Annotated in this window: 18 protein-coding genes; 11 read left to right on the forward strand and 7 right to left on the reverse strand. The window is 51.7% G+C overall.

Features of this window, described 5'->3' with window-relative positions:
• Positions 1 to 8: 8 nt before the first annotated feature.
• From BM412_RS06865 to gyrA, 4 genes are all read left to right on the forward strand, one after another.
• On the forward strand, positions 9 to 983 hold the full coding sequence (locus BM412_RS06865; RefSeq protein ID WP_091215553.1) for an ABC transporter ATP-binding protein: 975 nt from the start codon (positions 9 to 11) through the stop codon (positions 981 to 983).
• A complete protein-coding gene (locus tag BM412_RS06870) occupies positions 976 to 1,962 on the forward strand; it encodes an ABC transporter permease (RefSeq protein WP_091215556.1) in 987 nt (328 codons plus the stop codon). Before BM412_RS06865 ends, BM412_RS06870 begins: the two co-directional genes overlap by 8 nt.
• Before the next feature lie 78 nt (positions 1,963 to 2,040).
• Positions 2,041 to 4,011: a DNA topoisomerase IV subunit B gene (gene parE / locus BM412_RS06875; protein WP_091215559.1), complete on the forward strand. Its 1,971-nt coding sequence runs from the start codon at positions 2,041 to 2,043 to the stop codon at positions 4,009 to 4,011.
• 20 nt (positions 4,012 to 4,031) lie between these two features.
• Positions 4,032 to 6,473: a DNA gyrase subunit A gene (gene gyrA, locus BM412_RS06880; RefSeq protein WP_091215562.1), complete on the forward strand. Its 2,442-nt coding sequence runs from the start codon at positions 4,032 to 4,034 to the stop codon at positions 6,471 to 6,473.
• Positions 6,474 to 6,476: 3 nt separating this feature from the next.
• On the opposite strand, the gene BM412_RS32045 is transcribed toward gyrA, so the two are convergent.
• Positions 6,477 to 6,644, reverse strand: coding sequence for a hypothetical protein (locus tag BM412_RS32045; protein ID WP_177245690.1), 168 nt, complete (start codon positions 6,642 to 6,644; stop codon positions 6,477 to 6,479).
• Positions 6,645 to 6,841: 197 nt separating this feature from the next.
• On the opposite strand from BM412_RS32045, the gene BM412_RS06885 reads away from it, so the two are divergent.
• Positions 6,842 to 7,249, forward strand: coding sequence for a MarR family winged helix-turn-helix transcriptional regulator (locus BM412_RS06885; RefSeq protein ID WP_091220254.1), 408 nt, complete (start codon positions 6,842 to 6,844; stop codon positions 7,247 to 7,249).
• A 231-nt stretch (positions 7,250 to 7,480) separates the two neighbouring features.
• Here the strand turns inward: BM412_RS06885 and BM412_RS06890 are convergent, their stop codons facing one another.
• From BM412_RS06890 to BM412_RS06905, 4 genes are read right to left on the reverse strand one after another with little or no spacing between them, the layout of a single operon-like run.
• On the reverse strand, positions 7,481 to 8,833 hold the full coding sequence (locus tag BM412_RS06890; RefSeq protein ID WP_256256160.1) for a CapA family protein: 1,353 nt from the start codon (positions 8,831 to 8,833) through the stop codon (positions 7,481 to 7,483).
• 5 nt (positions 8,834 to 8,838) lie between these two features.
• Positions 8,839 to 9,588: an RluA family pseudouridine synthase gene (locus BM412_RS06895; RefSeq protein WP_091215564.1), complete on the reverse strand. Its 750-nt coding sequence runs from the start codon at positions 9,586 to 9,588 to the stop codon at positions 8,839 to 8,841.
• A 1-nt stretch (position 9,589) separates the two neighbouring features.
• Entirely contained in the window at positions 9,590 to 10,456 is an 867-nt protein-coding gene (locus BM412_RS06900; protein ID WP_091215567.1) for a class I SAM-dependent methyltransferase, read from the reverse strand.
• A complete protein-coding gene (locus BM412_RS06905; RefSeq protein WP_091220257.1) occupies positions 10,443 to 11,171 on the reverse strand; it encodes a response regulator transcription factor in 729 nt (242 codons plus the stop codon). The genes BM412_RS06900 and BM412_RS06905 overlap by 14 nt, the downstream gene beginning before the upstream one ends.
• An 80-nt stretch (positions 11,172 to 11,251) precedes the next feature.
• Between BM412_RS06905 and BM412_RS06910 the strand changes: the two genes are divergently transcribed.
• Positions 11,252 to 13,366: a sensor histidine kinase gene (locus tag BM412_RS06910; protein ID WP_091215571.1), complete on the forward strand. Its 2,115-nt coding sequence runs from the start codon at positions 11,252 to 11,254 to the stop codon at positions 13,364 to 13,366.
• Here the strand turns inward: BM412_RS06910 and BM412_RS06915 are convergent.
• Positions 13,350 to 13,673 carry a helix-turn-helix domain-containing protein gene (locus tag BM412_RS06915; protein WP_091215574.1) on the reverse strand — a complete coding sequence of 108 codons (324 nt, stop codon included), beginning with the start codon at positions 13,671 to 13,673 and terminating at the stop codon, positions 13,350 to 13,352. The genes BM412_RS06910 and BM412_RS06915 overlap by 17 nt on opposite strands.
• 309 nt (positions 13,674 to 13,982) lie before the next feature.
• Between BM412_RS06915 and araA the strand changes: the two genes are divergently transcribed.
• Complete coding sequence (gene araA, locus BM412_RS06920) at positions 13,983 to 15,494, forward strand: L-arabinose isomerase (protein WP_371264726.1); 1,512 nt, start codon at positions 13,983 to 13,985, stop codon at positions 15,492 to 15,494.
• A 90-nt stretch (positions 15,495 to 15,584) separates the two neighbouring features.
• Here the strand turns inward: araA and BM412_RS06925 are convergent, their stop codons facing one another.
• Positions 15,585 to 17,486 carry a terpene cyclase/mutase family protein gene (locus BM412_RS06925; RefSeq protein ID WP_091215579.1) on the reverse strand — a complete coding sequence of 634 codons (1,902 nt, stop codon included), beginning with the start codon at positions 17,484 to 17,486 and terminating at the stop codon, positions 15,585 to 15,587.
• Positions 17,487 to 17,603: 117 nt separating this feature from the next.
• Between BM412_RS06925 and BM412_RS06930 the strand changes: the two genes are divergently transcribed.
• From BM412_RS06930 to BM412_RS06945, 4 genes are all read left to right on the forward strand, one after another.
• Positions 17,604 to 18,716: a FecCD family ABC transporter permease gene (locus tag BM412_RS06930; RefSeq protein ID WP_256256161.1), complete on the forward strand. Its 1,113-nt coding sequence runs from the start codon at positions 17,604 to 17,606 to the stop codon at positions 18,714 to 18,716.
• On the forward strand, positions 18,716 to 19,729 hold the full coding sequence (locus BM412_RS06935; protein ID WP_091215581.1) for a FecCD family ABC transporter permease: 1,014 nt from the start codon (positions 18,716 to 18,718) through the stop codon (positions 19,727 to 19,729). Before BM412_RS06930 ends, BM412_RS06935 begins: the two co-directional genes overlap by 1 nt.
• Positions 19,730 to 19,774: 45 nt before the next feature.
• A complete protein-coding gene (locus BM412_RS06940) occupies positions 19,775 to 21,493 on the forward strand; it encodes an ABC transporter ATP-binding protein (protein ID WP_091215584.1) in 1,719 nt (572 codons plus the stop codon).
• 236 nt (positions 21,494 to 21,729) lie between these two features.
• The gene (locus BM412_RS06945; protein ID WP_091215586.1) at positions 21,730 to 22,965 is read left to right on the forward strand and encodes an aminopeptidase; all 1,236 of its coding nucleotides are present in this window, start codon (positions 21,730 to 21,732) and stop codon (positions 22,963 to 22,965) included.
• Positions 22,966 to 23,178 lie beyond the last annotated feature (213 nt).

Here is a 23,178-nt window from a genome sequence, read left to right on the forward strand (position 1 = left end):
GCTGTCCAATGAGCTTACATCCCCTTACGGAAACCGAAGTCGTCCTCTCCGTTAAAGACGTGAAGAAGCGGATTGCCGGCAAAATGATTATTAAAAACGTCTCTTTTGAAGTGAAAAGCGGTGAAATCTTCGGCTTCCTCGGTCCCAACGGATCCGGGAAAACGACAACGATTCGCATGCTTGTGGGGCTGATCAAGCAAACCTCGGGCGAGATTCTTATCTGTGGCAGCGATGTGCAACGAGATCCGGAGACGGCGCTCAGCCATATCGGCTGTATCGTGGAGAACCCGGAGGTATATGGGTATATGACCGGCTGGGAGAACCTGGAGCATTTTGCCCGTATGCAGCGTGGCATTGGTCAAGATCGGATTGCCGAGGTTGTTGCCATCGTTGGCATGCAGCAGCGCATCCGCGACAAAGTGAAGACGTATTCGCTCGGCATGCGGCAGCGTCTGGGCATCGCGCAGGCGCTGCTTGGCAGACCGAAGCTGCTCATTCTGGATGAACCGACGAATGGTCTTGACCCGAAAGGGATCAAGGAGCTTCGCGAGTTCGTTCGCATGCTTGCGGATCAGGGAATGAGCTTGTTTATTTCCAGCCATTTGCTAAGCGAAATTCAGCTGATGTGCGATCGCGTCGCCATTATCAGCCACGGTGAAGTGCTTGCGGTTGGCGCCGTCGATGAGCTTGTAAATCAGACTGGGAGCTATGTCGTATGGCAGTTCGATGACGTAGAAGCGGGAAGAAAGCTGCTTGATGCTGAGGGGAATATCCGTTTAATTCGCGATGGCGAGCATCGAATCGATGAGAGTATATTGGCGGGCCTGAAGGATGCCATCATTACTTCAATGGGAGCGGAACTCATTTCGGCTGTCGTTGAGAAAGCCGTACATGCCGGTATCGGCGTCGTTTCGGTTCAGAAGATCGCCCCAACGCTGGAAGAACTATTTTTGCAAATGACGGAAGGTGAGAGCATTGGATAGACTGCTGCCGCTCATTCAGAATGAGACGCTCAAGATATGGAAGAAGAAGCGTTTCTATGTCGTCGTCCTTGTGCTGCTTGTACTCATTCCTATCTTTACCTATGCCCAAATGAAAATAGCGGAGACGAACCGCAAAAATTTCGCGGATTGGCGCAATCAGCTCGTACAGCAGATCAATGAGTATCAAAATATGCTCTCCAGCGAGCGCATTCCGGAAGAGTGGAAGCGTAACCGCCGAATCGCCGTTCAACAGCTTCAGTATTATTTGGATCACGATGTAAATCCTAACTCACCTAACGGTGTAACGTTTACTCGCACCTTCATGTCGAATGCCGTAACGCTGTTTTATCCGCTGCTGGTGCTTGCCATCGCCTCCGACCTCGTTTCCGGCGAACGTTCGACGGGAACGATCAAGATGCTTCTCACCAGACCTGTAAGACGATGGAAAATTTTACTGAGCAAGCTCATTGCTTTAACGTTCTATGTTTCATTAACCGTTGTGGTCAGCGCCATTCTCTGTTATCTTATATCAGGCGCGGTATTTGGGTATTCCGGCTGGCAAATGCCTGTATTTACAGGATTTGTAATTCAGGGCTCAACCATTGAGAGCTCTTATGTACATGCCGTTCCACAGTGGTTGTTTGTGCTCATGGAGGGCGGACTGATCTGGGTCTCATCCATGACCGTGGCCATTCTGTCGCTCATGGTATCTGTTCTTGTTCGAAGCACGGCGGCGAGTATCGTGACGATGATGGCGGCTGTCATCGCAGGTACGATCTTGTCGAGTATGTCGTCTTCTTGGGAAAGCGCTAAATATGTATTCGCGGTTAATTTGCAGCTAACGGATTATTTAGCGGGCTCTCCGCCGCCAATTCAAGGCATGACCCTTTCATTCTCCTTGATTATCCTCGCGATTTGGTCGGCAATCGGACTTATCGTTTCATTCGGTGTCTTTACGAAACAGGACATCATGAATTAGAATAGCTTGAAGTGAGCGAATCGGCTTGAATGGAAAAAGTATGCAATGAAGCGCAATTAAATTTATTAGGAGGACCCTATGACTGAGCAGTTAAATCTTGCGGGCGAAGCGAATTTGGGTGCCGACAGCTATGGCGCAGACGACATCCAGGTGCTGGAAGGGCTGACCGCTGTTCGGAAACGGCCCGGGATGTATATCGGCAGCACGAGCACTTCGGGCTTGCATCACCTTGTCTGGGAGATCGTCGACAATGCGGTTGACGAGCATCTGGCAAAGTTCTGCTCTGCCATCGACGTAACGATCCACAACGACGGTTCGATTACAGTAAAGGACAATGGCCGCGGTATTCCTACCGGCATGCATAAGACCGGTATTCCCACGCCACAGGTTGTCTTTACGATATTGCATGCGGGCGGTAAGTTCGGCGGCGGCGGATATAAGAAATCCGGCGGTTTGCACGGCGTTGGCGCCTCTGTAACGAATGCATTGTCGGAGTGGCTGGAAGTGGAAATTTACCGTGACGGTAAAATACATAAGCAGCGCTTTGAATATTGGGTCGACAACGCTGGCAAAGAGCATGTCGGCGAACCGGTAACGGGACTTGTCGTAACCGGCAACACGAATCGCACAGGCACGAAGGTAACCTTTAAGCCGGATACACGCGTGTTCCACGGCAATATTTCAATTAACTACGATACGCTTTCGGAGCGGCTGCAGGAGATTGCGTTCCTAAACTCCGGGTTAAAGGTAACGGTAAAGGACGACCGCAGCGGCAAACAAGACCAGTTTCACTATGAAGGCGGCGCGCGTCAGTTCGTTCAATTTCTGAACGAAGACAAAACCGTGCTGCATGACGTCGTTCATTTTGCGGGCGAGCGTGACGAAATCGAAGTTGAGGTGGCGCTGCAGTACAACGACGGCTATACCGAGACGATGGCATCGTTCGTAAACTCCATCCCAACCCGCGGCGGCGGTACCCATGAGACCGGATTCAGAACCGCATATACGCGTGTAATGAACGACTATGCCCGCAAGAACGCTTTAATCAAGGAGAAAGACAAGAATCTTGACGGCAACGACCTGCGTGAAGGCATGATGGCGGTTATCAACATCAAGATGTCCGAGGTTGAATTTGTCGGACAAACCAAGGATCAACTCGGCAGCTCTTCGGCAAGAAGCGCAGTTGATGCGATCGTATCGGACAAAATGCAGGTTTTCCTCGAAGAAAATCCGCAAGTTGCTCAAATGCTGCTGAAGAAAGCGGTTCAGGCATCAAGAGCCCGCGAAGCGGCACGCAAAGCGCGCGACGAAATCCGCAGCGGCAAGAAGAAGAGCGAAAGCTCCAACCTTGGCGGCAAGCTGACACCGGCACAATCGAAGGATGTTACGCGTACGGAGCTGTTTATCGTAGAAGGTGACTCCGCGGGCGGTTCCGCCAAGCAAGGCCGTGACTCCAAGTTTCAAGCGATTCTTCCGCTCAAGGGGAAACCGATGAATCCGGAGAAGGCAAAGCTGATCGATATTCTTAAAAACGACGAATACAAGGCGGTTATCGCGGCGATCGGCGCAGGCATTGGACCTGAGTTCGACGCGGAATCGTGTAATTATAGCAAAATCATCATTATGACGGATGCGGATACGGACGGCGCGCACATTCAAGTGCTGCTCCTCACGTTCTTCTACCGCTATATGAAGCCATTGATCGATTTGGGCCGCGTCTTCATCGCGCAGCCGCCGCTTTATAAGATAACGCGCAAATCCGGCAAGCTGGAGACCGTTCGGTACGCTTGGTCGGATGAGCAGCTACAGAATTACTTGAAGGAGTTCGGCAAGAACTTCGAGCTGCAGCGTTATAAAGGACTCGGTGAGATGAATCCCGAGCAGTTGTGGGAAACGACGATGAATTCAGAGACCCGTACGCTGCTTCAAGTGCAAATTGAAGATGCAGCTAAGGCTGAACGCCGTGTTTCCACGCTCATGGGCGACAAAGTAGATCCGCGCAAACGCTGGATCGTTGAGAATGTTGATTTTACCGAATATGTTGAATAACAGTTGAGGAGAGTTTCGGCATGAGTATCCTGGAACAGTTTTTGCCGGCGTATCTTGAGGAGGTCGTGGGTGACCGCTTCGGGCGCTATTCCAAATACATCATTCAGGACCGCGCCATTCCCGATGTAAGAGACGGATTGAAACCGGTGCAACGGCGTATTTTGTACGCAATGTATGATGCAGGCAACACGCCTGACAAAGGCTATCGCAAATCGGCCAAGACGGTCGGCGATGTAATGGGTAATTATCATCCGCACGGTGATTCCTCCATTTATGAAGGTATGGTCCGTATGGCGCAGCCATGGAAAATGGGGCATATGCTCATTGACGGCCATGGAAACTGGGGATCGATCGATGATGACCCGGCAGCGGCGATGCGTTATACCGAGGCACGTCTATCGCCAATCGCGATGGAGCTGCTTCGCGATATTGAGAAACGAACGGTCTTATTCAAAGACAATTTCGATAATACGACGAAAGAGCCGGTTGTGCTGCCTTCGCGGTATCCCAACCTGCTCGTTAACGGTGTAAGCGGGATTTCCTCCGGTTTCGCGACGGAAATTCCCCCTCATAACTTGCGTGAAGTGATCGATGCTTGCAATGCCATGATGGAGAACCCGGACATCGAGCTTGCACAGCTGATGGAGATTGTGAAAGGTCCCGATTTCCCTACTGGCGGACTCATCATGGGCGAGGACGGCATCCGCGACGCTTATCAAAGCGGGAAGGGTCGAATTTATCACCGCTCCAAATCGATGATCGAAGACATGAAGGGCGGACGCCAGCAGATCGTCATTACGGAAATTCCGTATCAGGTCGTGAAGTCCCGTCTTGTCACGGCGATGGAGAACATTCGAATCGAGAAGAAGGTCGAAGGCATCGCGGAGGTTCGCGATGAAAGCGGACGTAACGGTCTTCGCATCGTGATCGAGCTGAAGAAGGATGCGGATGCGCAGGGCATTCTGGCGTATTTGCTGAAGAAAACAGATCTTCAAGTCGCGTACAATTTCAACATGGTTGCGATCGTGAACAAAACGCCGAAGCAGCTTGGTCTGAAGGACATGCTGACCGCGTACATCGCCCATCAGAGAGAAGTGGTAACCGAACGTTCCAAGTATGAGCTTGAGAAAGCGGAAGACCGCGCTCACGTACTGGAAGGTTTGGCGAAGGCGCTTAACTTGCTGGATGAAATCATCGCAACGATCAAAGCGTCGAAGAATCGGCAGGATGCACAGCAAAACTTGGTGGCGAAGTTTACGTTTACCGAGCGCCAAGCAGATGCGATTCTGACGCTCCAATTGTACCGTCTGACGAATCTGGAGATTACTTCGATTGAGAAGGAATTGAAGGATATCCAGAAAAAGATTTCGTATTTGCGTTCGATTCTGGAAAGCGAGAAGAAGCTGCGTTCTGTCATCAAGGAAGAGCTGCTGGAAATTCGCGAGAAATTCGGCATCGACCGTCGCTCCGGCATTCAAGGCGAAGTCGAAGAGCTCAAGGTTAATCTTGAGGTTATCGTCGCTGCTGAGGATGTACTCGTTACGCTTAGCCAAGACGGGTATATCAAGCGGACTTCTAAGCTGTCATTCACTCGTTCCGGCGGCGAGCTGGGAAGCGCAGGCGTCAAGGAAGGCGACGTTATTCGCACGTTGATTGATGTGAATACGATTGATCAGCTGCTTCTCTTCACGCGCAAAGGCATGTATTATCAGCTGCCTGTCCATCAGATTCCGGAGTTTAAGTGGAAGGATACCGGGACAGCGGTAGTTAACGTAGTGCCGATGCCGAAGGATGACAGCATCATTAGCGTTATTCCTGTGAAGGATTTTGAAGTACCGGATCGTACGCTTGTTTTCGTCACGAAACGCGGACAAGTGAAACGGACGGAACTGAAAGAATACAAATCATCGCGTTCCACTGCCATCGCGGCTGTAAAGCTGGCTGACGGTGATGATGTCTTGCGCGTGTCGCTTAGCGACAACAGTAAAGAGCTGCTGCTCATTTCGAAGAACGGCATGAGTATCCGTTTCCCTGAGAGCGAAGTGAATCCGATGGGCCGCGTTGCTGCGGGTGTCCGAGGCATTACCGTTCGCGAAGGCGATGAAATTGTCGCCGCGGAGTGGGTGTCGGGGGACGAAGGCGAAGTGCTTGTCCTAACGGAGCTTGGTTACGGCAAACGTTCCTTGCTGCTTGATTATCCGATTCAAGGCCGAGGCGGCAAAGGCGTAGCAACCTTCGAGTTTAAAGAAGGCGCTCGCGTCCGCTCGAATGGCGTTGGACTCATCGGCGGTCTTCACTGTAAGGAAGCGCGTGATCTCGTGCTGTTATCGGCAGCCGGCACGAATCAGATCGTTTCGACGGAGAAAGCGCCGATTGATGATCGGAAATCGACTGGCCGCGCGGTAACAGCGGTCGATAAGAAGGATGTATTGACAACTTTCTTCGTTCGCGCTGATTTGTAACGCTCAATCAAATGGCTGGTGGGGAGAATCTCTTCGCTCCATCATTTCAACAATAAGCTCAAGCACGACCCACAATGGGGCAGGCTCATCAAGCCGGTCAACCCATTGTGGGTCTTTTTGTATGCCGATCTGCGATAGTTTACGTACAAGTTCGAGCTTGCGCTCCTCCATAGTGCGGATCACGCTCCATTCCTAATTTCGAGCCGGTACAACAGCCTATACCACTAATGTATGTCTAATTCTGTCAAATGGTTCTCTATTGTAGCGATTAGTCAGACAAAATATTAACTGCATTAACCTTATATTCGACATTTCGGCATGGTATAATAAGGTATAAGATAAAATCGGACAGAAGGCGGGTGATGGTCATCGTTTCTGCGGAATTTGCCCGGTTGTGGATGAAGATGACGAAGGAATGGAAGTCGCATCTCGAGGAAGAACTGGCTCCCGGATTAACGGAGGGACAACTGAGCGTGTTGGAGCTGCTGCTGCAGCATCAGCCGATGAAACCTTCGGATTTACTCGGTTATTTGGAGACGACACCCGCTGCCATCACGACGCTGCTTGATCGCATGGAGCGCGGCGGCTTAGTCGTACGTAATCGAGATGAAAGCGATCGACGTATTGTATGGGTGACCGTGACCGAGAAGGGGCAGGAAGAAGCTGCGCGCGGTATTGCCATTCGCGATGCTTATATCAGCGAAGCGCTCGACCGGATCTCTTCCCATAATCAACAGCTGCTGGTTTATCTGCTTGGTAAGGTAGCCAACTCGTAGGTTAGCTTGTACATACGTAAAGTAACAAGCAAAATCTGAAATAAATAAAAGGCCGGTGCATCAGCTTGTTCCCATGAGGAGCTGCTTCGCGCGGGCCTTTTTGTTTCTTTGACATTGCAACATTCTTTACCCTTCGTCAGTTTATGTCTGTAGGACTTCTTATCCAACTACGGTCATAAAGAAAAATGGCTGTACCGGATCTTGCATGCCGGTACAGCCGCTTCTTAAAGTCTATCTGTTTAGCCTGTCACCTGTCACCTGAAAAGGCTTGCCTGACATCGATTTGATCCGTTTCATGAGCTGGTTGTACATCTGTTTGAGTGTCGAGTAATCCGCTCCGGAGAGATCCTTAAGCGACTTGGATGCAATAACCTGCTGCAGAGGAACAACATTATAATTGGTCACGCCATTGCTGGTTACCCGGTGCACCCAAGTAGGGAGCGCCTCCACATTCTGAATCGACGTTTTGCCCGTTGGACCGTCTTTGTGAATGTTTACTTTGTAAACGACACCGTAATCCTTCGAATCTCCGCGTTGATTCGAAATGAAATTACCCATGGAATAAATAATGAGTCCTTTTCTGACGGAGCCATCCGGTTCAGTCGCTTCAACGATTTCGTAGGGCTGTACAACATGCGGGTGAGAGCCGGCAATAATGTCCGCACCGGCTGCGATCAACTTCCGTGCCAGCTTCTTCTGCACATCATTCGGCTGCGTCTGATATTCAATGCCGAAGTGCAGCACGACCGTAATGAAATCAGAGCCGGCCTGGCGGAGCTTCTTAATGTCGCCGATGATTTTCGCTTCATCGATCAAGGAGACGGCGTAAGGCTGGTCCTTGGGCAGCGGAATGCCGTTCGTGCCGTACGTGTAGGCGAGGAGTCCCATTGCGATCCCTTTGCGCTTGGCAATTACGATTCGGTCGGCTTCTGCCCGCGAGCGTGCCGTTCCTTTCGTTTCGAAGCCAAGCTCATCCAGTTTCTGCAGCGTCAGCGCAATGCCCTTGGCACCGCGGTCCAGCGCATGATTGTTAGCCGTCGTAACGGTTGTAAAGCCGGCATACTTGAGCGCGTCTCCAAGCTCGGTCGGCGCATTGAAACGCGGGTAACCGGAATAACCGAGCGACTTGCCCGCAATCGGCGTCTCCAGATTAGCCAACGTCCAATCTCCTTGCTCGAGAATCGGCTTCATTGGCTTAAAGAAATGCTCGAAGTTATATTTCTTTGTTTTCTCGTTATAGGCACCCGGAAGCTGCGGCATATGCATCATAATGTCGCCAACCGCAACCCACAGCGCGTCAACCGACTTCTCAGGGGCTGGAGGCGTGCTCTCAGCGTCTTGATTATCAGGTTGGGATAAATTAGCGTCATCATTTGGCGATTGATTAGCAGCGTCGCCAGCGTTCTCTGGTGTTGGGTCAGGTTCGGCTTCAGATGGTGGAGGCTTCACCTCCGGAGCCGGCTCCTGAACCGTCTCCGGCTGGTTGTTGGGATCCGGCTCCAAGTGCGGCCCGCTCCCGCAGCCGGTTAGCAAAAGCATGGCGAAGACGAGTAGGCTGAGCAGCGGTAGTGTACGTTTATGCATAAGCGCTACATTCCTTCCAGCGGCAAGATTGAACGCGCCCGGATGAAATCGTCATCGCGAAACCGGCTCCACGGCTCCGTCTTCGGCGGCAATGCGTGAATTGTAAGCCATTCCTTGGTTACGGGATGCGCTACTCCGATGGAGGTCGACCACAGCGCAATATCCTGTTCGCCTTGAACCGCGGGAGCGCCGTACTTGCGATCATAGACGAGCGGGCATCCGATTTCGGCCATCTGAGCCCTGATCTGATGCGAGCGGCCTGTCAGCAGCTTCACCGCGATGAGCGAGAGTCCGCCTTGTTTGGCGACTACCGCATAATTGAGGATGGCTTCTTTCGCATCCGGAACCTGCTTCTGATGAACGGTTACGATGTTTCTGCCTGCATCTTTGCGCAGGAAATGGCGCAATCGGCCCGCAGCTGCCGCAGGGGAGCCATGAACAACCGCTACATACAGCTTATCGAACGAGCGGCTGCGAACGGACTCCGACAGTCGGGAAGCTGCTTTGGACGTCTTCGCGAACAGCATGGCGCCGCCAACAGGCCGATCCAAACGATGCACAAGTCCGACATATACGTTGCCCGGTTTTTGATAGCGGGCCTTTAGATCGTCCTTCAGCAGCGTGACCATATCCATTTCGCCGGTTTCATCGGCTTGCGAAAGCATTCCCGGAGGTTTAATGACGGCAAGCAGATGGTTGTCCTCATACAGCACAGGCAGAAGCGGGGCCGGGGCTGCAATCGGGTCGTTCCCCATCTTACTTACCCTCCCAACGTCCCAAGATACCGCAAGGCAGCGTAAGCCCGGATGCGGAAATAGGGATGCCGATCTCGCCGCAGTGGATGGAGCCCTTATGTTTGCGGCCAACCGTCATATGCAGCATATTGTGAAGAACTGTAGGCGACAGTCCTGTCGTATACGAATTCACCAGCACGAACAGAGGATTCTCCGTAAGAATCGTCGTGCAGAACTCAAGAAACGGATAGAGATTTTGTTCCAGCTTCCATGTTTCGCCGTTCGGTCCGCGTCCGTAGGAAGGCGGATCCATGATGATAGCGTCGTACTTGCTGCCGCGGCGCTGCTCGCGCTGCACGAATTTGAATACATCATCCGTTATGTAGCGTACTGGCGCCGTGCTAAGTCCGGACAGCTCGGCATTTTCCTTCGCCCATTGCACCATGCCTTTGGCGGCATCGACATGGCATACTTCGGCTCCGGCTGCAGCGGCGGCTACCGTAGCTCCGCCCGTGTAGGCAAATAAGTTCAGCACGCGGATGGGACGGCCGGCTTTGCGGATCTTATCCATCATCCAGGTCCAGTTTACAGCCTGCTCGGGGAACAAACCGGTGTGTTTGAAGCTGGTCGGTTTAATATGAAACTTCAGCTCGCCATAGGAGATGGACCAGCGTTCCGGCATTTTGGTGCGGAATTCCCATTCGCCGCCGCCGGATGAGCTGCGGTGGTAGTGACCGTCTGCGGTTTTCCACAAGCCGGATTCGTTCGCGATCGGCCAAATAACCTGAGGGTCGGGTCTGCGCAGCACGTAGCCGCCCCAGCGCTCAAGCTTTTCTCCGTTGCCTGTATCGAGTAGTTCGTAATCTTTCCATAAATCAGCGTTGTACATGTGTGTAACCTTCCTTGGCGTTGAATTTGTAGCCTACTCCCCGAACGGTCACGATATAGATCGGGTTAGCAGGGTCGGGCTCGATTTTCTTGCGCAAATTGCTGACATGGACCATCAATGTGCGAGTATCGCCCATACTATCATGTCCCCAAACGATCGTGTACAGATCATCGAGTGCAAAAGCGCGGTTCGGTGTTTTGGCCAGGCGAACGAGAAGCTCGAACTCCTTAGCCGATAGGAAGACTTCTTTGCTGCCCAGATGAACGGTCCGCGCAGGCAGATCAATTCGTAAACCATCGAATTCCAGCACTTCGCCTACAGCGCGATCGATCGAATATTGACCGATCACAGATTGCCGGCGCAGATGTGCTTTCACGCGAGCGACCAGCTGACTTGGACTGAAAGGCTTGGTCATATAATCATCGCCGCCTACCGTAAGTCCATGTATAATGTCAGTATCATCGCTCTTACAGCTTATGAACAATATGGGAACGTTGGAAATGGCTCGGATGTGCTTGCACACTTCGAAACCGTCCAGATTCTTGAGTGAGATGTCCAGCAGGATCATATCCGGCTTTAGGCCGGCCGCGAGCAGGACGGCATCTTCACCGTTGTCCGTCGTATGTACTTCAAAACCTTCTCGTTCCATATATAAAGTAATCAGCTCGGTAATATCGGCTTCATCGTCAACGACAAGAATTTTGCTACCATTCATCTCCATCTTCCCCCTCTTCCTAGGCTATTATAGCGAATGGAGGGAGGGGTGAGCAATCAACGATTTTCCGGGAGGCTGCCATGATTCGCCGATTATTCCGATCTTTTATCCTCATTCTGATCCCTATACTCCTGTTAACGGGCTGCAGTGCCCAAAGCGGCGTGGAGAAACCTGCTGCGAAAGAAGGCGTGCTCGATCTTAGAAATTGGTCATTTGAAAACGATGGCGAGCTTCCGCTGACAGGGGAATGGACGTTCTTCAGCGGTCAGCTTCTGACGCCTGAGCTTGCGATGCGATATAGCGGCTTGCACGTAACGGTGCCGCGTTCCTGGAACAGTTATCCGGGAATTAGCGGGATTAAGAACGGACAAGGTTTCGCTACCTATAAATTAACGGTGCTCATCAAACCGACGGATCATGTCTTGGCCGTGCGCGTACCGAATATCTTCAGCAGCTATAAGTTCTGGATCAACGGCAAGCTGCTTGCCGAGCAAGGCACGGTCGGGACCAGCAGGAGCTCTTCGGAAGCCAAACAATTCCCGCGGATTGTATCGTTTCATGCAGAAGGCAAGCAACAGGTCGATTTTGTCGTGCAGGTATCCAATTTCCAGCATCGCAAAGGGGGCATCTGGGTCCCGTTCAAGATGGGCAACAGCGACAAGCTGGTGGCGAACCAGATGAAAGCTTCTATCCAGGAAATGCTCATTCTGGGGAGCTTATTTATCATTGGGATCTATCACATCGGGCTATACGCTTTCCGCAGGCAGGAGCAATTTACGATTCATTTTGGCTTGCTATGCTTATTCATTGCCGCAAGAGCAGGCGTAACCGGTGAAAATTATATTTTGCAGCTGCTTCCGATCTCATGGGAGATAGGCATGAAAATCGAATACATCGCTTTCTCTTTAAGTGCATTAGCGGGGTATTTGTACGTCTATCGGTTATTTCCGTTGGATGCCTCCAAACGAGTCATCCCATTCGTAATCGGGATCGGAACCTTCTTGGTCGGATTCGTGCTGTTCACCCCTGCAATCGTATACACGCAGCAAATCGCGTTGTTTCAAATCTTCGTAGTGGCTGTCAGTATTTATACGTTAATCGTCTTGATTACGGCAAAGATCCGCAAGCGAATCGGGTCCGCATTTGTACTGACAGGTGTCGCTGTGTTCGTGGTCACGGTACTTAATGACATGCTGTTCTACAATGAGTGGTTTCTATATGCACAGCTAATACCGCTGGGATTGTTTTTCTTTATGCTGATGCAGTCTTTTATTATTTCCAAAAGATTCTCGAGCGCCATGTATCAAGTTGAGCATGTCTCCAGTGAGCTGAGGGAGCTGAATGCGCATTTGGAGGAGCGGATCGAAGAGCGGACGTTGGAGCTCAGTGAGGCGAATGAATCGCTGGAGCAGACGAATCGCGTCTTGCATCGATCGGAATCGTCGCGAAGACATCTGATGACGAATATTTCGCATGATTTGCGTACGCCGATTACATTGCTGCAAGGGTACTTGGAAGCTTTTCAAGATGGAGTGGTCAAAACGGAGGAGCAGCAGCAGCGCTACCTGCGCATGATGCTCGGGAAGGTCGGCGGACTAAACCGGCTGATTCACGATTTGTTTGAGCTGACGAAGCTGGAGGCCGGACAGACGAGGTTTGACTTTGCGGATGTGCCGCTGAGTCACTGGATTCAACAACTGCATGATCTCTACGAAATTGACGTCGTCAGCAGCGGTATGCGGTTCAGATGCGATTTTCACAGCGCGCACTCCGAGCAGGAGGGACATGCCCATGAAATGGAACAACAGAACCGCATCATGCTGCGCCTGGATTTGCCGCGAATGGATCAAGTCATTGCGAATGTCATTTACAATGCGATCAAACATACGGAGAAGGGGGGCGAGATAGCGCTTTCTTTTTTCTTCGATGAGACGGCAAGCCGGACGATCGTAACCGTTAGCGATACAGGCAGCGGAATTGAGGAAGAGCATTTGCCCTTTATTTTCGACCGGTTCTACAAGAAAGAGATTTCCAGGAACTCGGCCGAGGGTGGCAGCGGCTTGGGGCTCGCGATTGCAAAAGAAATTGTTGAAGCACATGGCGGAACAATCGGTGCTGTCAGTACCCTGGATAAAGGGACAATGATCTGGTTCGCGCTGCCTGCAACCCTACGAAGCGTTAGTCAGCTTGCCTGATAACCGCCATCATTCGATCGATGGATTGCTTTCGGCGTTCCTGATCCATGCCGTTTAGAATACGGATAATTTCGATCGCTTCTGGAGTTACAGGCGTTTCCGGTCTTGCAGCCTCTCCGCCGATTATGTAGTCCAGAGATACGTTAAACAGAATGGCTAGCTTCTTTAACGTCTCGTAGACCGGCTGGCGGTTGTTAATTTCATAATGACTGTAAGCGGATCGGGTAATGCCAATTTGCCTCGCGACTTCTTCTTGCGATATGTGCTTCCGAAGTCGAAGTTCTCTCAAGCGATCTCCCATCGTCATAGTTTCTGGCTCCTTAATCGATCATCTCCATCTAGTTCTAGTGAAAAAGCTACACTTCGGCCCCACTAATAGTAATTTATGATACGAAGTGTATCAATGTCAAGCATTAAGTATAGAAACATTCATAATTAAGTATTGAAAACAATTCTATGGGAGCGTACAATGAGGTTGTTGATGGTTGTACGTACAAGTTATTGGCTGTACATACTCGATTATTCAGCTTGAATTAGGCGTAAATGTCTGGTTGAGGATCAAATTAGTGATTGAAATATCTATCATGTTCGTACAAGTTAATTTTCATTCAAGATCATGAGGAGGCGTATTCACGTGATACAGGTTAAACCTTATCAATTCTGGTTTGTTACCGGCAGTCAGCATCTTTATGGACCGGAAACGCTGCTTGAGGTTGCCGATCATTCCCGCATTATTGCAGAGGGCTTGGATCGCGACGAAGCGATTACGTATGAAGTTGTGTTCAAACCTGTATTAACGACTCCCGAAGAAATTTATAGCTTGTGTGCGGCAGCCAATGCAGATGAGCGATGCGCGGGTCTGATTACTTGGATGCATACGTTCTCGCCTGCGAAGATGTGGATCGCGGGCTTATCCGAGCTGCGTAAGCCGCTGCTTCACTTGCATACCCAGTTTAACCGCGATATCCCTTGGGATTCCATCGATATGGATTTCATGAATTTAAATCAATCCGCTCACGGTGACCGCGAATATGGATTCATCGGTGCCCGCATGGGGATTGCCCGCAAGGTAGTTGTAGGGTATTGGGAGAATGCCGAGGTGCGTGGTCGGATCGCCGGCTGGATGCGCACATCGGTTGCTTTCACCGAGGGCCGTTCGCTCAAAGTGGCACGCTTCGGCGACAATATGCGCCAGGTTGCGGTAACCGAAGGCGACAAGGTAGAAGCGCAAATCAAATTCGGCTGGTCGATTAACGGCTATGGCATCGGAGATTTGGCAGCCTATATCGCGCAAGTGACGGAAGAGCAGTTGAACGCGCTGACTGACGAGTATGAAGCGGCTTATGAGATTACGCCGGAAACGCGTTCGAACGCCGAGAAATGGGAATCGATCCGGGAACAGGCCCGCATTGAGCTTGGCATGAAAGCATTCCTGCAAGAAGGCGGCTTCACTGCGTTTACGACAACTTTCGAGGATTTGCACGGCATGAAGCAGCTTCCCGGGCTTGCCGTACAGCGATTGATGGAGGCCGGTTATGGCTTCGGCGGTGAAGGCGACTGGAAGACCGCAGCGCTGACTCGCGTGATGAAGACGATTGCCGGGAATAAAGGGACGTCCTTTATGGAGGATTATACGTATCATCTTGAGCCGGGCAATGAACTCATTCTTGGCGCGCATATGCTCGAAATTTGCCCGACGATCGCTGACGGCAAGCCTCGTCTTGAGGTTCACCCGCTTGGTATCGGCGGCAAAGCTGACCCGGCCCGCATGACCTTCAACGGACGCAGCGGCCAAGCCGTGAATGCATCGCTTATCGATGTCGGCAATCGATTCCGCCTCATCGTGAACATTGTCGATGCAGTCGCAACGCCGCATGATATGCCCAATCTTCCGGTTGCCCGCGTATTATGGAAACCGCAGCCATCGCTTAAAGATTCCGCAGAAGCGTGGATCCGTGCAGGCGGTGCGCATCACACGGTCTTCTCGTATGAAGTTACGGCTGAGCAGTTGGTCGATTGGGCGGAGATGATAGGCATTGAATGCGTCATCATCGATAACTCGACGAATCCGCTTGCGTTCCGCAATGAGCTTCGTTTGAATGATATGTACTGGCGTTTGCAGCGTTAATCGCACTTATTTCACTACTTGGCAAAGGGACTATTCCTTCGCACGATTGCGTGCGCGCGGAATAGTCCCTTTTTCTCGCGGCGGCAGGTGTCAGGTGATTGAAGAAGCCGTACTGCCACCAAATTTACTGCGGTAATTCGCAAGTGCGAGGAGCGGCCATATGAGCGGGTAGCTCTCATAACGCGTATAGATATAACCCGGTAAACCGGCCCCGGTAGGATACATCCTCGGGAGCGGGTCATCCGAATCCAAGGCGCGCAGCAGGAAATCGCATGCTCGTTCCATGGCAGGTGTAGGCTGGTCGTTAGCCGCGACTAATGCATCGAGCGCCCAGGCGGTTTGTGAGAGCGTCGAATATGTGAGCGGGACATATCGCTTCACATGGTCACTGCGACAGGATTCGCCAAAGCCGCCATCCGGGAGTTGAATGCGCAGCAGCCATTCCATGGCTTTACGAATCTGCGGATGGTTAGGCGACTCCCCGGCGGCGATCAAACCGGTGAGAGCGGCCCAAGTGCCATAGATATAGCATACGCCCCAGCGGCCGTACCATGAGCCGTCCTCCTGCTGTGCACGATAAAGCCAATCTGCAGCTCGCCGCATGAAGTGGTGTTGATTGGTTGTCAAACCGGTGTGCTTGCCCAAATACTCAAGCGTTCTGCCGGTCAAATCCGGCGTCGATGGATCTGTAGCTGCATCCTCCGCGCCTTCGAGCGGCACCCAACTGACAATTCGACTGTTCACGTTACGCTCGAATGCAGCCCAGCCGCCGTCGGAATTTTGCATGGACAGCAGCCATTGCAAACCGAGTTCACGAGCTTGCCGGTAGGGGGCATCTTGTGTGAGGCCTTCAATTGCGCGCAAAGCTGCTGTGGTGTCATCGATATCCGGATTTATCGTATTCGATTCGGAGAAGCCCCAACCGCCGGGCAGCGGATGCTCCACATTCAGCTTCCAGTCGCCAAGCTTGGCATGCTGGTGCTGCAACAAGTAATTTCCGGCGGATCGTATGCTCGGATGATTCGGGCTTACGCCGGCATCTTGAAGCGTGTGGCTGATTAATGCGGTATCCCATACGGTTGAAGTCGTGTTCTGCATGGTCTGCTTCCCGTTATCGCGAAGCAGCAGTGATTCGAGCCCGGCAACCGCGTTCATAATAGTAGGATGACGGATGTCAAAGTCCAGTGCGCGCAGCGCATGGATCATTAGAATGGTCGCGCTGGCATAGCAGTACAGCGTACCGTCCGGTTCAATTCGATCGAGCATGTATTGCTGCGCGCGAACGGCTCCTTGTTTGTTTAAGGCAGCAAGAGGCGATAATCCGGTGATGGAAGGGATCCGCATATGGATATGCTGCTGCCAGCTGTTCTGCTGCTCCGCCAGCTGATGAAGCGACATGTTCCCATCATGGGAGCGGAAGGGTTCGATGTGAGGTAAGGAGAATGCAGGCTTGACAGATCCTAGCAGCATCATGGGGGCAATATGAACACGGGCATAACCGGAGAATTGATAGAAGTGAAGCGGTGAACTTGGCGGCAGCAGCAGAAGCGAGAGCGGAACAGGGAACCAGCGCGGCCATTCGTATTGTCCGACGACCGCGAGCAGAAACTTAGTCAACAGACTGTTGATGCGGGAGAGCCCTCCGAGCTCGGCCATTCGATCGCGAGCCTGCTTCATACGAGGATCAGAAGGTGATAGTCCGGCGAATTGCAAGGCAAAATAACACTCTGCCGTCGCGGCAAGATTGCCGCCTTCTTCGTCGGGATATACGCGCCAAGCTCCCTCTGCATCTTGCTTGGCTATGATTCGCTCACATAAGGAAGCGACTAACGATGGCTTCGGAATACCGCTGCTAGTCAGAAGCATGACCGCAGCCGCGTCTGTGGTCGTTCCGCCATCGATAAAATGAAGCCGCCAGCTGCCATCATGGCTTTGTTTTCGAAGCAAATGGTGCACCAATCCGGCAATCCCGCGATCCACACGTTGGTCCATGAGAGTCACCTCTCCCTAAGACTTGTTCAAAGAATGCGAACTTTTTTCGCATAAATGTTGCACGTTCCTAGGAAACATTCCGCAAATAAATGGACAATCGGCACCGAACTCTTTATTATGGAAATGAAAATAATTCTCAATGACCGCAATCAGGCTATAAGTTCGTCATCGTGTAAAGGTGGTTTATTTGAAGTGGACGTTCATTCTTCACCCTCGCAGCAACCGGTCATACAGTCCCGGCCACTTGCTGCCCTGTTTATATTAATTTTCGGTACACTTGCACTTGGATTAACAGCCGCAATCTCGATATGTGTAGGTGCCGCAGATACGTCTTTATCGACCGTATGGGATGCGCTCTTTCACTTTAATACGGATTTGACCCCGCATCAAATCATCCGGGAGCTTCGTATTCCGCGCGTGCTGGCTGCTGCGCTCACAGGTGCGGCTTTTGCCACAGCCGGTGCAATCATGCAGGGAATGACGCGCAACCCGCTGGCAGATTCGGGCTTGCTGGGTATTAATGCTGGCGCTGGCGTTCTGCTGGCTGTATGCTTTGCGTTCTTTCCCGGGATGTCGTTCGTGAATCTCATGTTCTTCTCCTTCTTCGGCGCGGCCGCGGCTGCAGGACTTGTGTTTGGGACAGGGGCGTTTGTCAAAGGCGGACTGACTCCGGTGCGTCTGGTTCTTGCAGGTGCTGCCGTGACCGCATTGCTGCTCGCCATCAGCGATGCGATCGCCATTCATTATCAGGTAGGTCGAGAGCTTGCATTCTGGCTTGCCGGCGGCATGTCAGGCGTAGAATGGGCGCAAATTCGTATCATTTGGCCTTGGGTGCTCGGCAGCATTGTCGTTGCGATCATGATTTCGCGTTCGATCACGCTGTTAAGCCTCGGTGAAGATATTGCGATCGGCCTCGGACAACGTACAGGACTGATTAAGCTAATCGCAACTATTCTGGTTCTTATCCTGGCAGGAGCATCAGTCAGTGTCGTAGGGGCTGTCGGATTCGTTGGACTCATTATTCCGCATATTGCGCGATATTTGGTTGGCGTTGATTACCGCTGGATCATCCCATGCTCTGCCGTTCTCGGCTCGCTGCTGCTCATCGTCGCTGACATCGGAGCACGGTTGTTTAATCCGTACTCTGAAACGCCGCTTGGCGCACTTATCGCAGTTATTGGCGTTCCTTTCTTCCTCTACTTAGCCATTAATGAAAGGAGGGAGCTGTAATGACTGTCTTTACGGCAACTCCTGCAGAGCGGGCACGGAAGAAGCGGGCTTTCACGGTTATGGGGTGGATGGCCGCTCTCATTAGTATTGTATTCATTATGAGTATGAGTACAGGCACTCTGCGGCTATCGCCAAGCGATATAATACATACCCTATTCGGATCCGGAACGGCCAATCAGGAGCTGATCTTGTATCAGTTCCGTCTGCCTCGGATCGTAATGTCACTGCTGATCGGCGCCGGTTTCGCGGTGTCCGGCTGCATCCTGCAAGGGGTTACGCGAAATGCACTCGCCGATCCCGGCATCCTCGGCATTAACGCCGGAGCGGGACTGATCGTCATACTGTATATATCCGTAAAACCGATTAACCATGACATATTTCTGCTGCCTCTGCTTGCCATGATTGGGGCGGGAGCAACAGCGACGCTCATCTACAGTCTCTCCTATAGGCGTCATCATGGCATTTCGACGATCAGGCTGCTGCTTGTCGGAATCGCGGTAGCGGCGGGGATCTCAGCATTCATGCTCGTATTGACACTGAAGCTCAATCCTGATCAATTTAAGTTCGTACAGGTATGGCTCGCGGGAAGCATGCTCGGGATGGATTGGCGTTTCGTCCTGGCGTTATTGCCTTGGATCGTCGTGCTTCTGCCTTTTGTCTATTACAAGGCGCGCGTGCTGGACGTGTTGAATTTGGGCGATCAAACGGCTTCCGGCCTTGGTACCGCGCTCAATCGTGAACGGTTGTATCTCTACGGGGCCGCAGTCGCGCTGGCCGCTTCCTGCGTAGCGGTTGGCGGCGGCATCGCTTTCGTCGGGTTGATCGGACCTCATTTGGCGCGCAGACTTGTTGGTCCGCAGCATACGTTCTTATTGCCGGCTTCGGCGATTACCGGCGGGCTGCTGCTCATTATTTCGGATACGCTTGCCCGCATGTACGATGTGCCAACGGGCATCGTGGTTGCCATTATCGGGGCGCCGTATTTTCTCTATTTGCTCACGCGGGCTAAATAACATTTTTATACAGCATCATCAACTGAAAAGGGGGGGTTATCAGCTATGCTTAAACGCTTTATGACTTACTACAGGCCCTATAAAGGGCTGTTCTATCTGGATTTCTGCTGCGCGATCTTCGCCGGCTTCCTGGAGCTTGGCTTCCCCATTGCGGTGAATCAATTCGTGGATAAGCTGCTTCCGGGCAAGGACTGGGGCCTTATCACATGGGCATGTATCGCTTTGCTTTCGATTTATGCTTTAAACGCACTGCTCAATTACGTCGTTACTTACTGGGGGCATATGCTGGGTATCAATATCGAAACCGATATGCGCCGCAAGCTGTTCGATCATATTCAGAAGCTCTCATTTCGATTCTTCGATAACAATAAGACTGGCCACTTAATGTCTAGGCTTACCAATGACTTAATGGAAATCGGCGAAATGGCTCATCACGGGCCGGAAGATTTGTTTATCGCCGTGATGACGCTGGTTGGCGCCTTCACGCTTATGATGTTCATCAACTGGAAGCTGGCTCTTCTGACGTTTGTCCTTGTGCCGCTCATGATATGGCTGGCAATCTTCTTCAGCAAGAAGATGACGAAAGCGTTCCATCAGCTGTTCACCGACATTGCGGACTTTAATGCGCGTGTCGAAGATAATGTCGGCGGTATGCGTGTCGTTCAATCCTTCGCGAACGAAGAATTCGAGAAGGAGCAATTCCAAGTTAACAACCTTCGCTTCCGACTGACGAAGCTGCTGTCTTATAAGATTATGGCGGCCAATATTTCGATTAGTTATGTGCTGAAACGTTTTGTTACGTTGTTTGTAATGGTTTGCGGTACTTGGTTCGTTATTCAGCAAGAGCTGACCATCGGTGAGTTTGTCGGGTTCTTATTGCTGGCAAACGTGTTTATCGGACCGATTGAGAAAATCAATCAGGTTATTGAGAGCTACCCGAAAGGTTTTGCAGGGTTCAAAAGGTATGTTGAGCTGCTTGAAACGGATCCGGAGGTCGCGGATCGTCCTAACGCTGTCGTTGTAGAGAACCTGCGCGGCAATATTGAGTTCAAAGATGTTAGCTTCGGGTATGAAAATGAATCGAAAGTGCTCGAGCATATCAACTTAACCATCCAAGAAGGAGAGACCGTCGCATTCGTTGGTCCTTCAGGAGCCGGGAAGACGACATTATGCAGCTTGCTTCCGCGATTCTATGACGTTGATGCGGGAGGCATTACGATCGACGGACGCGATATCCGCGACATGAAGCTGAACTCGCTGCGCAAAGGAATCGGCATCGTCCAGCAGGATGTATTCCTGTTCTCGGGAACGATTCGCGATAACATCAAGTACGGCAAGATGGATGGGACAGATGCCGAATTGATGCAAGCTGCGAAGCAAGCTCAACTCGAATCGTTCATCCTGTCCTTACCGGATGGGTTGGACACCATCGTGGGCGAGCGAGGCGTGAAGCTGTCCGGCGGTCAGAAGCAGCGTGTTGCCATTGCGCGGATGTTCCTCAAGAACCCGCCAATTCTTATTCTGGATGAAGCCACTTCAGCGCTTGATACCGAGACGGAGTCCGCGATCCAGCAGTCGCTTGCAGAGCTGTCGCAAGGACGTACGACGCTTGTTATCGCTCACCGTCTGGCAACAATTAAGAATGCCGACCGTATCGTCGTCGTTACCGAAGACGGCGTATCGGAGCAAGGCAAACATGAAGAGCTGCTTGAAGCCGGCGGCCATTACAGCAGACTGCATCATGCACAATTTCAAATGACATAAAAGACGATAAAAAGACGAGATAAAAGACGATGATAATGACGACATAAAGGACGATGATAATGACGACATAAAGTCGACTTAAAAAGCGAGATAGGACACTTGAATGGCTGCCGACAATGGGGAGGCCGTTCAGGTGTTTTTTTGCATCTGTCAATCACGCGCTGGTATAATGGGAATCGGTATTAGGGTAGGGTTCAAGGATGGAGCAAGCAGCCATACATAAAGGAGTCGATAACATGAAATCATTCCAACATCGTCTGGAGCAATACGCGGCACTTGCCGTAGAGGTCGGAGTTAACGTTCAGCCCGGTCAGAAGCTCTGTATTATTTCGCAAATCGCCGCAGCCGAGTTCGTCCGAGAAGTGGCGAAACATGCCTATGAAATAGGAGCAAGCTATGTCCATGTCGATTGGATGGACGAGATCATTACACGTACGCGCCTGGAGAAATCGCCGGAAGAAGGGCTTTCTTATTATCCGGAATGGCATGCAAAGGGACGAGTGGCTTTGGCTGAAGAAGGCGCTGCTTTTTTGTGGGTCGTTGCCGAGAATCCGGATTTGTTAAACGGAATCGATGCTTCGCGGGTGGGACTTGCAACCAAATCCCAACAAGCCGCGCTGCAGCCGTTCCGTAAGTTTACGCTGAGCAATGAAGTAGCTTGGTCGATTGTGGCCGTGCCTACGCCGGAATGGGCGGAGAAGGTATTCCCGGCACTTCCTGCCGCAGAGCGCGTCGATGCCCTATGGGAAGCGATCTTCGCAGCCACGCGGGTGGATGCGGCTGATCCGGTTCAATCTTGGCGCGAGCATGCGGACAATTTGCGGACCAAGGCAGGCCGGCTCAACGAGCGCAGATACAAAGAGCTGCGTTATCGCGGTTCAGCGGGAACCGACGTGACAATCGGACTTCCGGAGGGTCATCTGTGGGTTAGCGCGGGGACACGTAACGGTCAAGGGACAACCTTTATCCCGAACATGCCAACCGAGGAAGTATTCACATCGCCTCTGCGTACAAGCGTGAACGGAACAGTTGTCAGCAGCAAGCCGCTTAGCTACAACGGCAATCTGATTGACAACTTCTCGATTACCTTCACGGAAGGACGTATTACCTCGTATCAAGCTGAGGTAGGGTACGACGCACTTAAAGGATTGGTTGAAACGGATGATGGCTCGCACTATCTGGGCGAAATTGCGCTCGTTCCTTACCGTTCGCCGATTTCGGATACGAACCTGACGTTCTACAACACGTTGTTCGATGAAAATGCAGCCTGCCACTTGGCCATCGGCTTCGCATTCCCGTTCTGCATAGAAGGCGGTTTATCCATGAGCAAAGAAGAGCTTGCAGAACGCGGCTTAAACCACAGCCTAACGCATGTTGATTTTATGATCGGCACCGAGGATTTGGATATCGACGGTGTTCTGCAAGACGGCACAACGGAACCGGTGTTCCGCGACGGAAACTGGGCATTCTAGCAGCCGGTTTGCTGTTAGGCACAATCATCCGAGTAATAGCTCGTTGTCATTAAGGGAGCATCTTGAACTGGAAAGGTGGCGATAGGGTTAAATCCCTTTTGCCGCCTTTTTGCTGTTCTTTTTCTCGCTACCATTACAGTCGCTCGACCAGTGACTATGCCTCAGCCCCTCGCCGACTATCTCAGTCAACTTGATCAACTTCAGCTCAGCCCT

It is taken from the genome of Paenibacillus sp. BC26 (assembly GCF_900116125.1).
Classification (GTDB): Bacteria; Bacillota; Bacilli; order Paenibacillales; family Paenibacillaceae; genus Paenibacillus_Z; species Paenibacillus_Z lignilyticus.

Bases quoted from the DNA above. Each gene is read 5' to 3' on its own strand.
- BM412_RS06865 (WP_091215553.1), top strand. From the start codon at position 9: ATGAGCTTACATCCCCTTACGGAAACCGAAGTCGTCCTCTCCGTTAAA.
- parE (WP_091215559.1), top strand. From the start codon at position 2,041: ATGACTGAGCAGTTAAATCTTGCGGGCGAAGCGAATTTGGGTGCCGAC.
- gyrA (WP_091215562.1), top strand. From the start codon at position 4,032: ATGAGTATCCTGGAACAGTTTTTGCCGGCGTATCTTGAGGAGGTCGTG.
- BM412_RS32045 (WP_177245690.1), bottom strand. From the start codon at position 6,644: ATGGAGGAGCGCAAGCTCGAACTTGTACGTAAACTATCGCAGATCGGC.
- BM412_RS06890 (WP_256256160.1), bottom strand. From the start codon at position 8,833: ATGCATAAACGTACACTACCGCTGCTCAGCCTACTCGTCTTCGCCATG.
- BM412_RS06895 (WP_091215564.1), bottom strand. From the start codon at position 9,588: ATGGGGAACGACCCGATTGCAGCCCCGGCCCCGCTTCTGCCTGTGCTG.
- BM412_RS06900 (WP_091215567.1), bottom strand. From the start codon at position 10,456: ATGTACAACGCTGATTTATGGAAAGATTACGAACTACTCGATACAGGC.
- BM412_RS06905 (WP_091220257.1), bottom strand. From the start codon at position 11,171: ATGAATGGTAGCAAAATTCTTGTCGTTGACGATGAAGCCGATATTACC.
- BM412_RS06910 (WP_091215571.1), top strand. From the start codon at position 11,252: ATGATTCGCCGATTATTCCGATCTTTTATCCTCATTCTGATCCCTATA.
- BM412_RS06915 (WP_091215574.1), bottom strand. From the start codon at position 13,673: ATGACGATGGGAGATCGCTTGAGAGAACTTCGACTTCGGAAGCACATA.
- araA (WP_371264726.1), top strand. From the start codon at position 13,983: ATGAGGAGGCGTATTCACGTGATACAGGTTAAACCTTATCAATTCTGG.
- BM412_RS06925 (WP_091215579.1), bottom strand. From the start codon at position 17,486: ATGGACCAACGTGTGGATCGCGGGATTGCCGGATTGGTGCACCATTTG.
- BM412_RS06930 (WP_256256161.1), top strand. From the start codon at position 17,604: ATGGAAATGAAAATAATTCTCAATGACCGCAATCAGGCTATAAGTTCG.
- BM412_RS06935 (WP_091215581.1), top strand. From the start codon at position 18,716: ATGACTGTCTTTACGGCAACTCCTGCAGAGCGGGCACGGAAGAAGCGG.
- BM412_RS06940 (WP_091215584.1), top strand. From the start codon at position 19,775: ATGCTTAAACGCTTTATGACTTACTACAGGCCCTATAAAGGGCTGTTC.
- BM412_RS06945 (WP_091215586.1), top strand. From the start codon at position 21,730: ATGAAATCATTCCAACATCGTCTGGAGCAATACGCGGCACTTGCCGTA.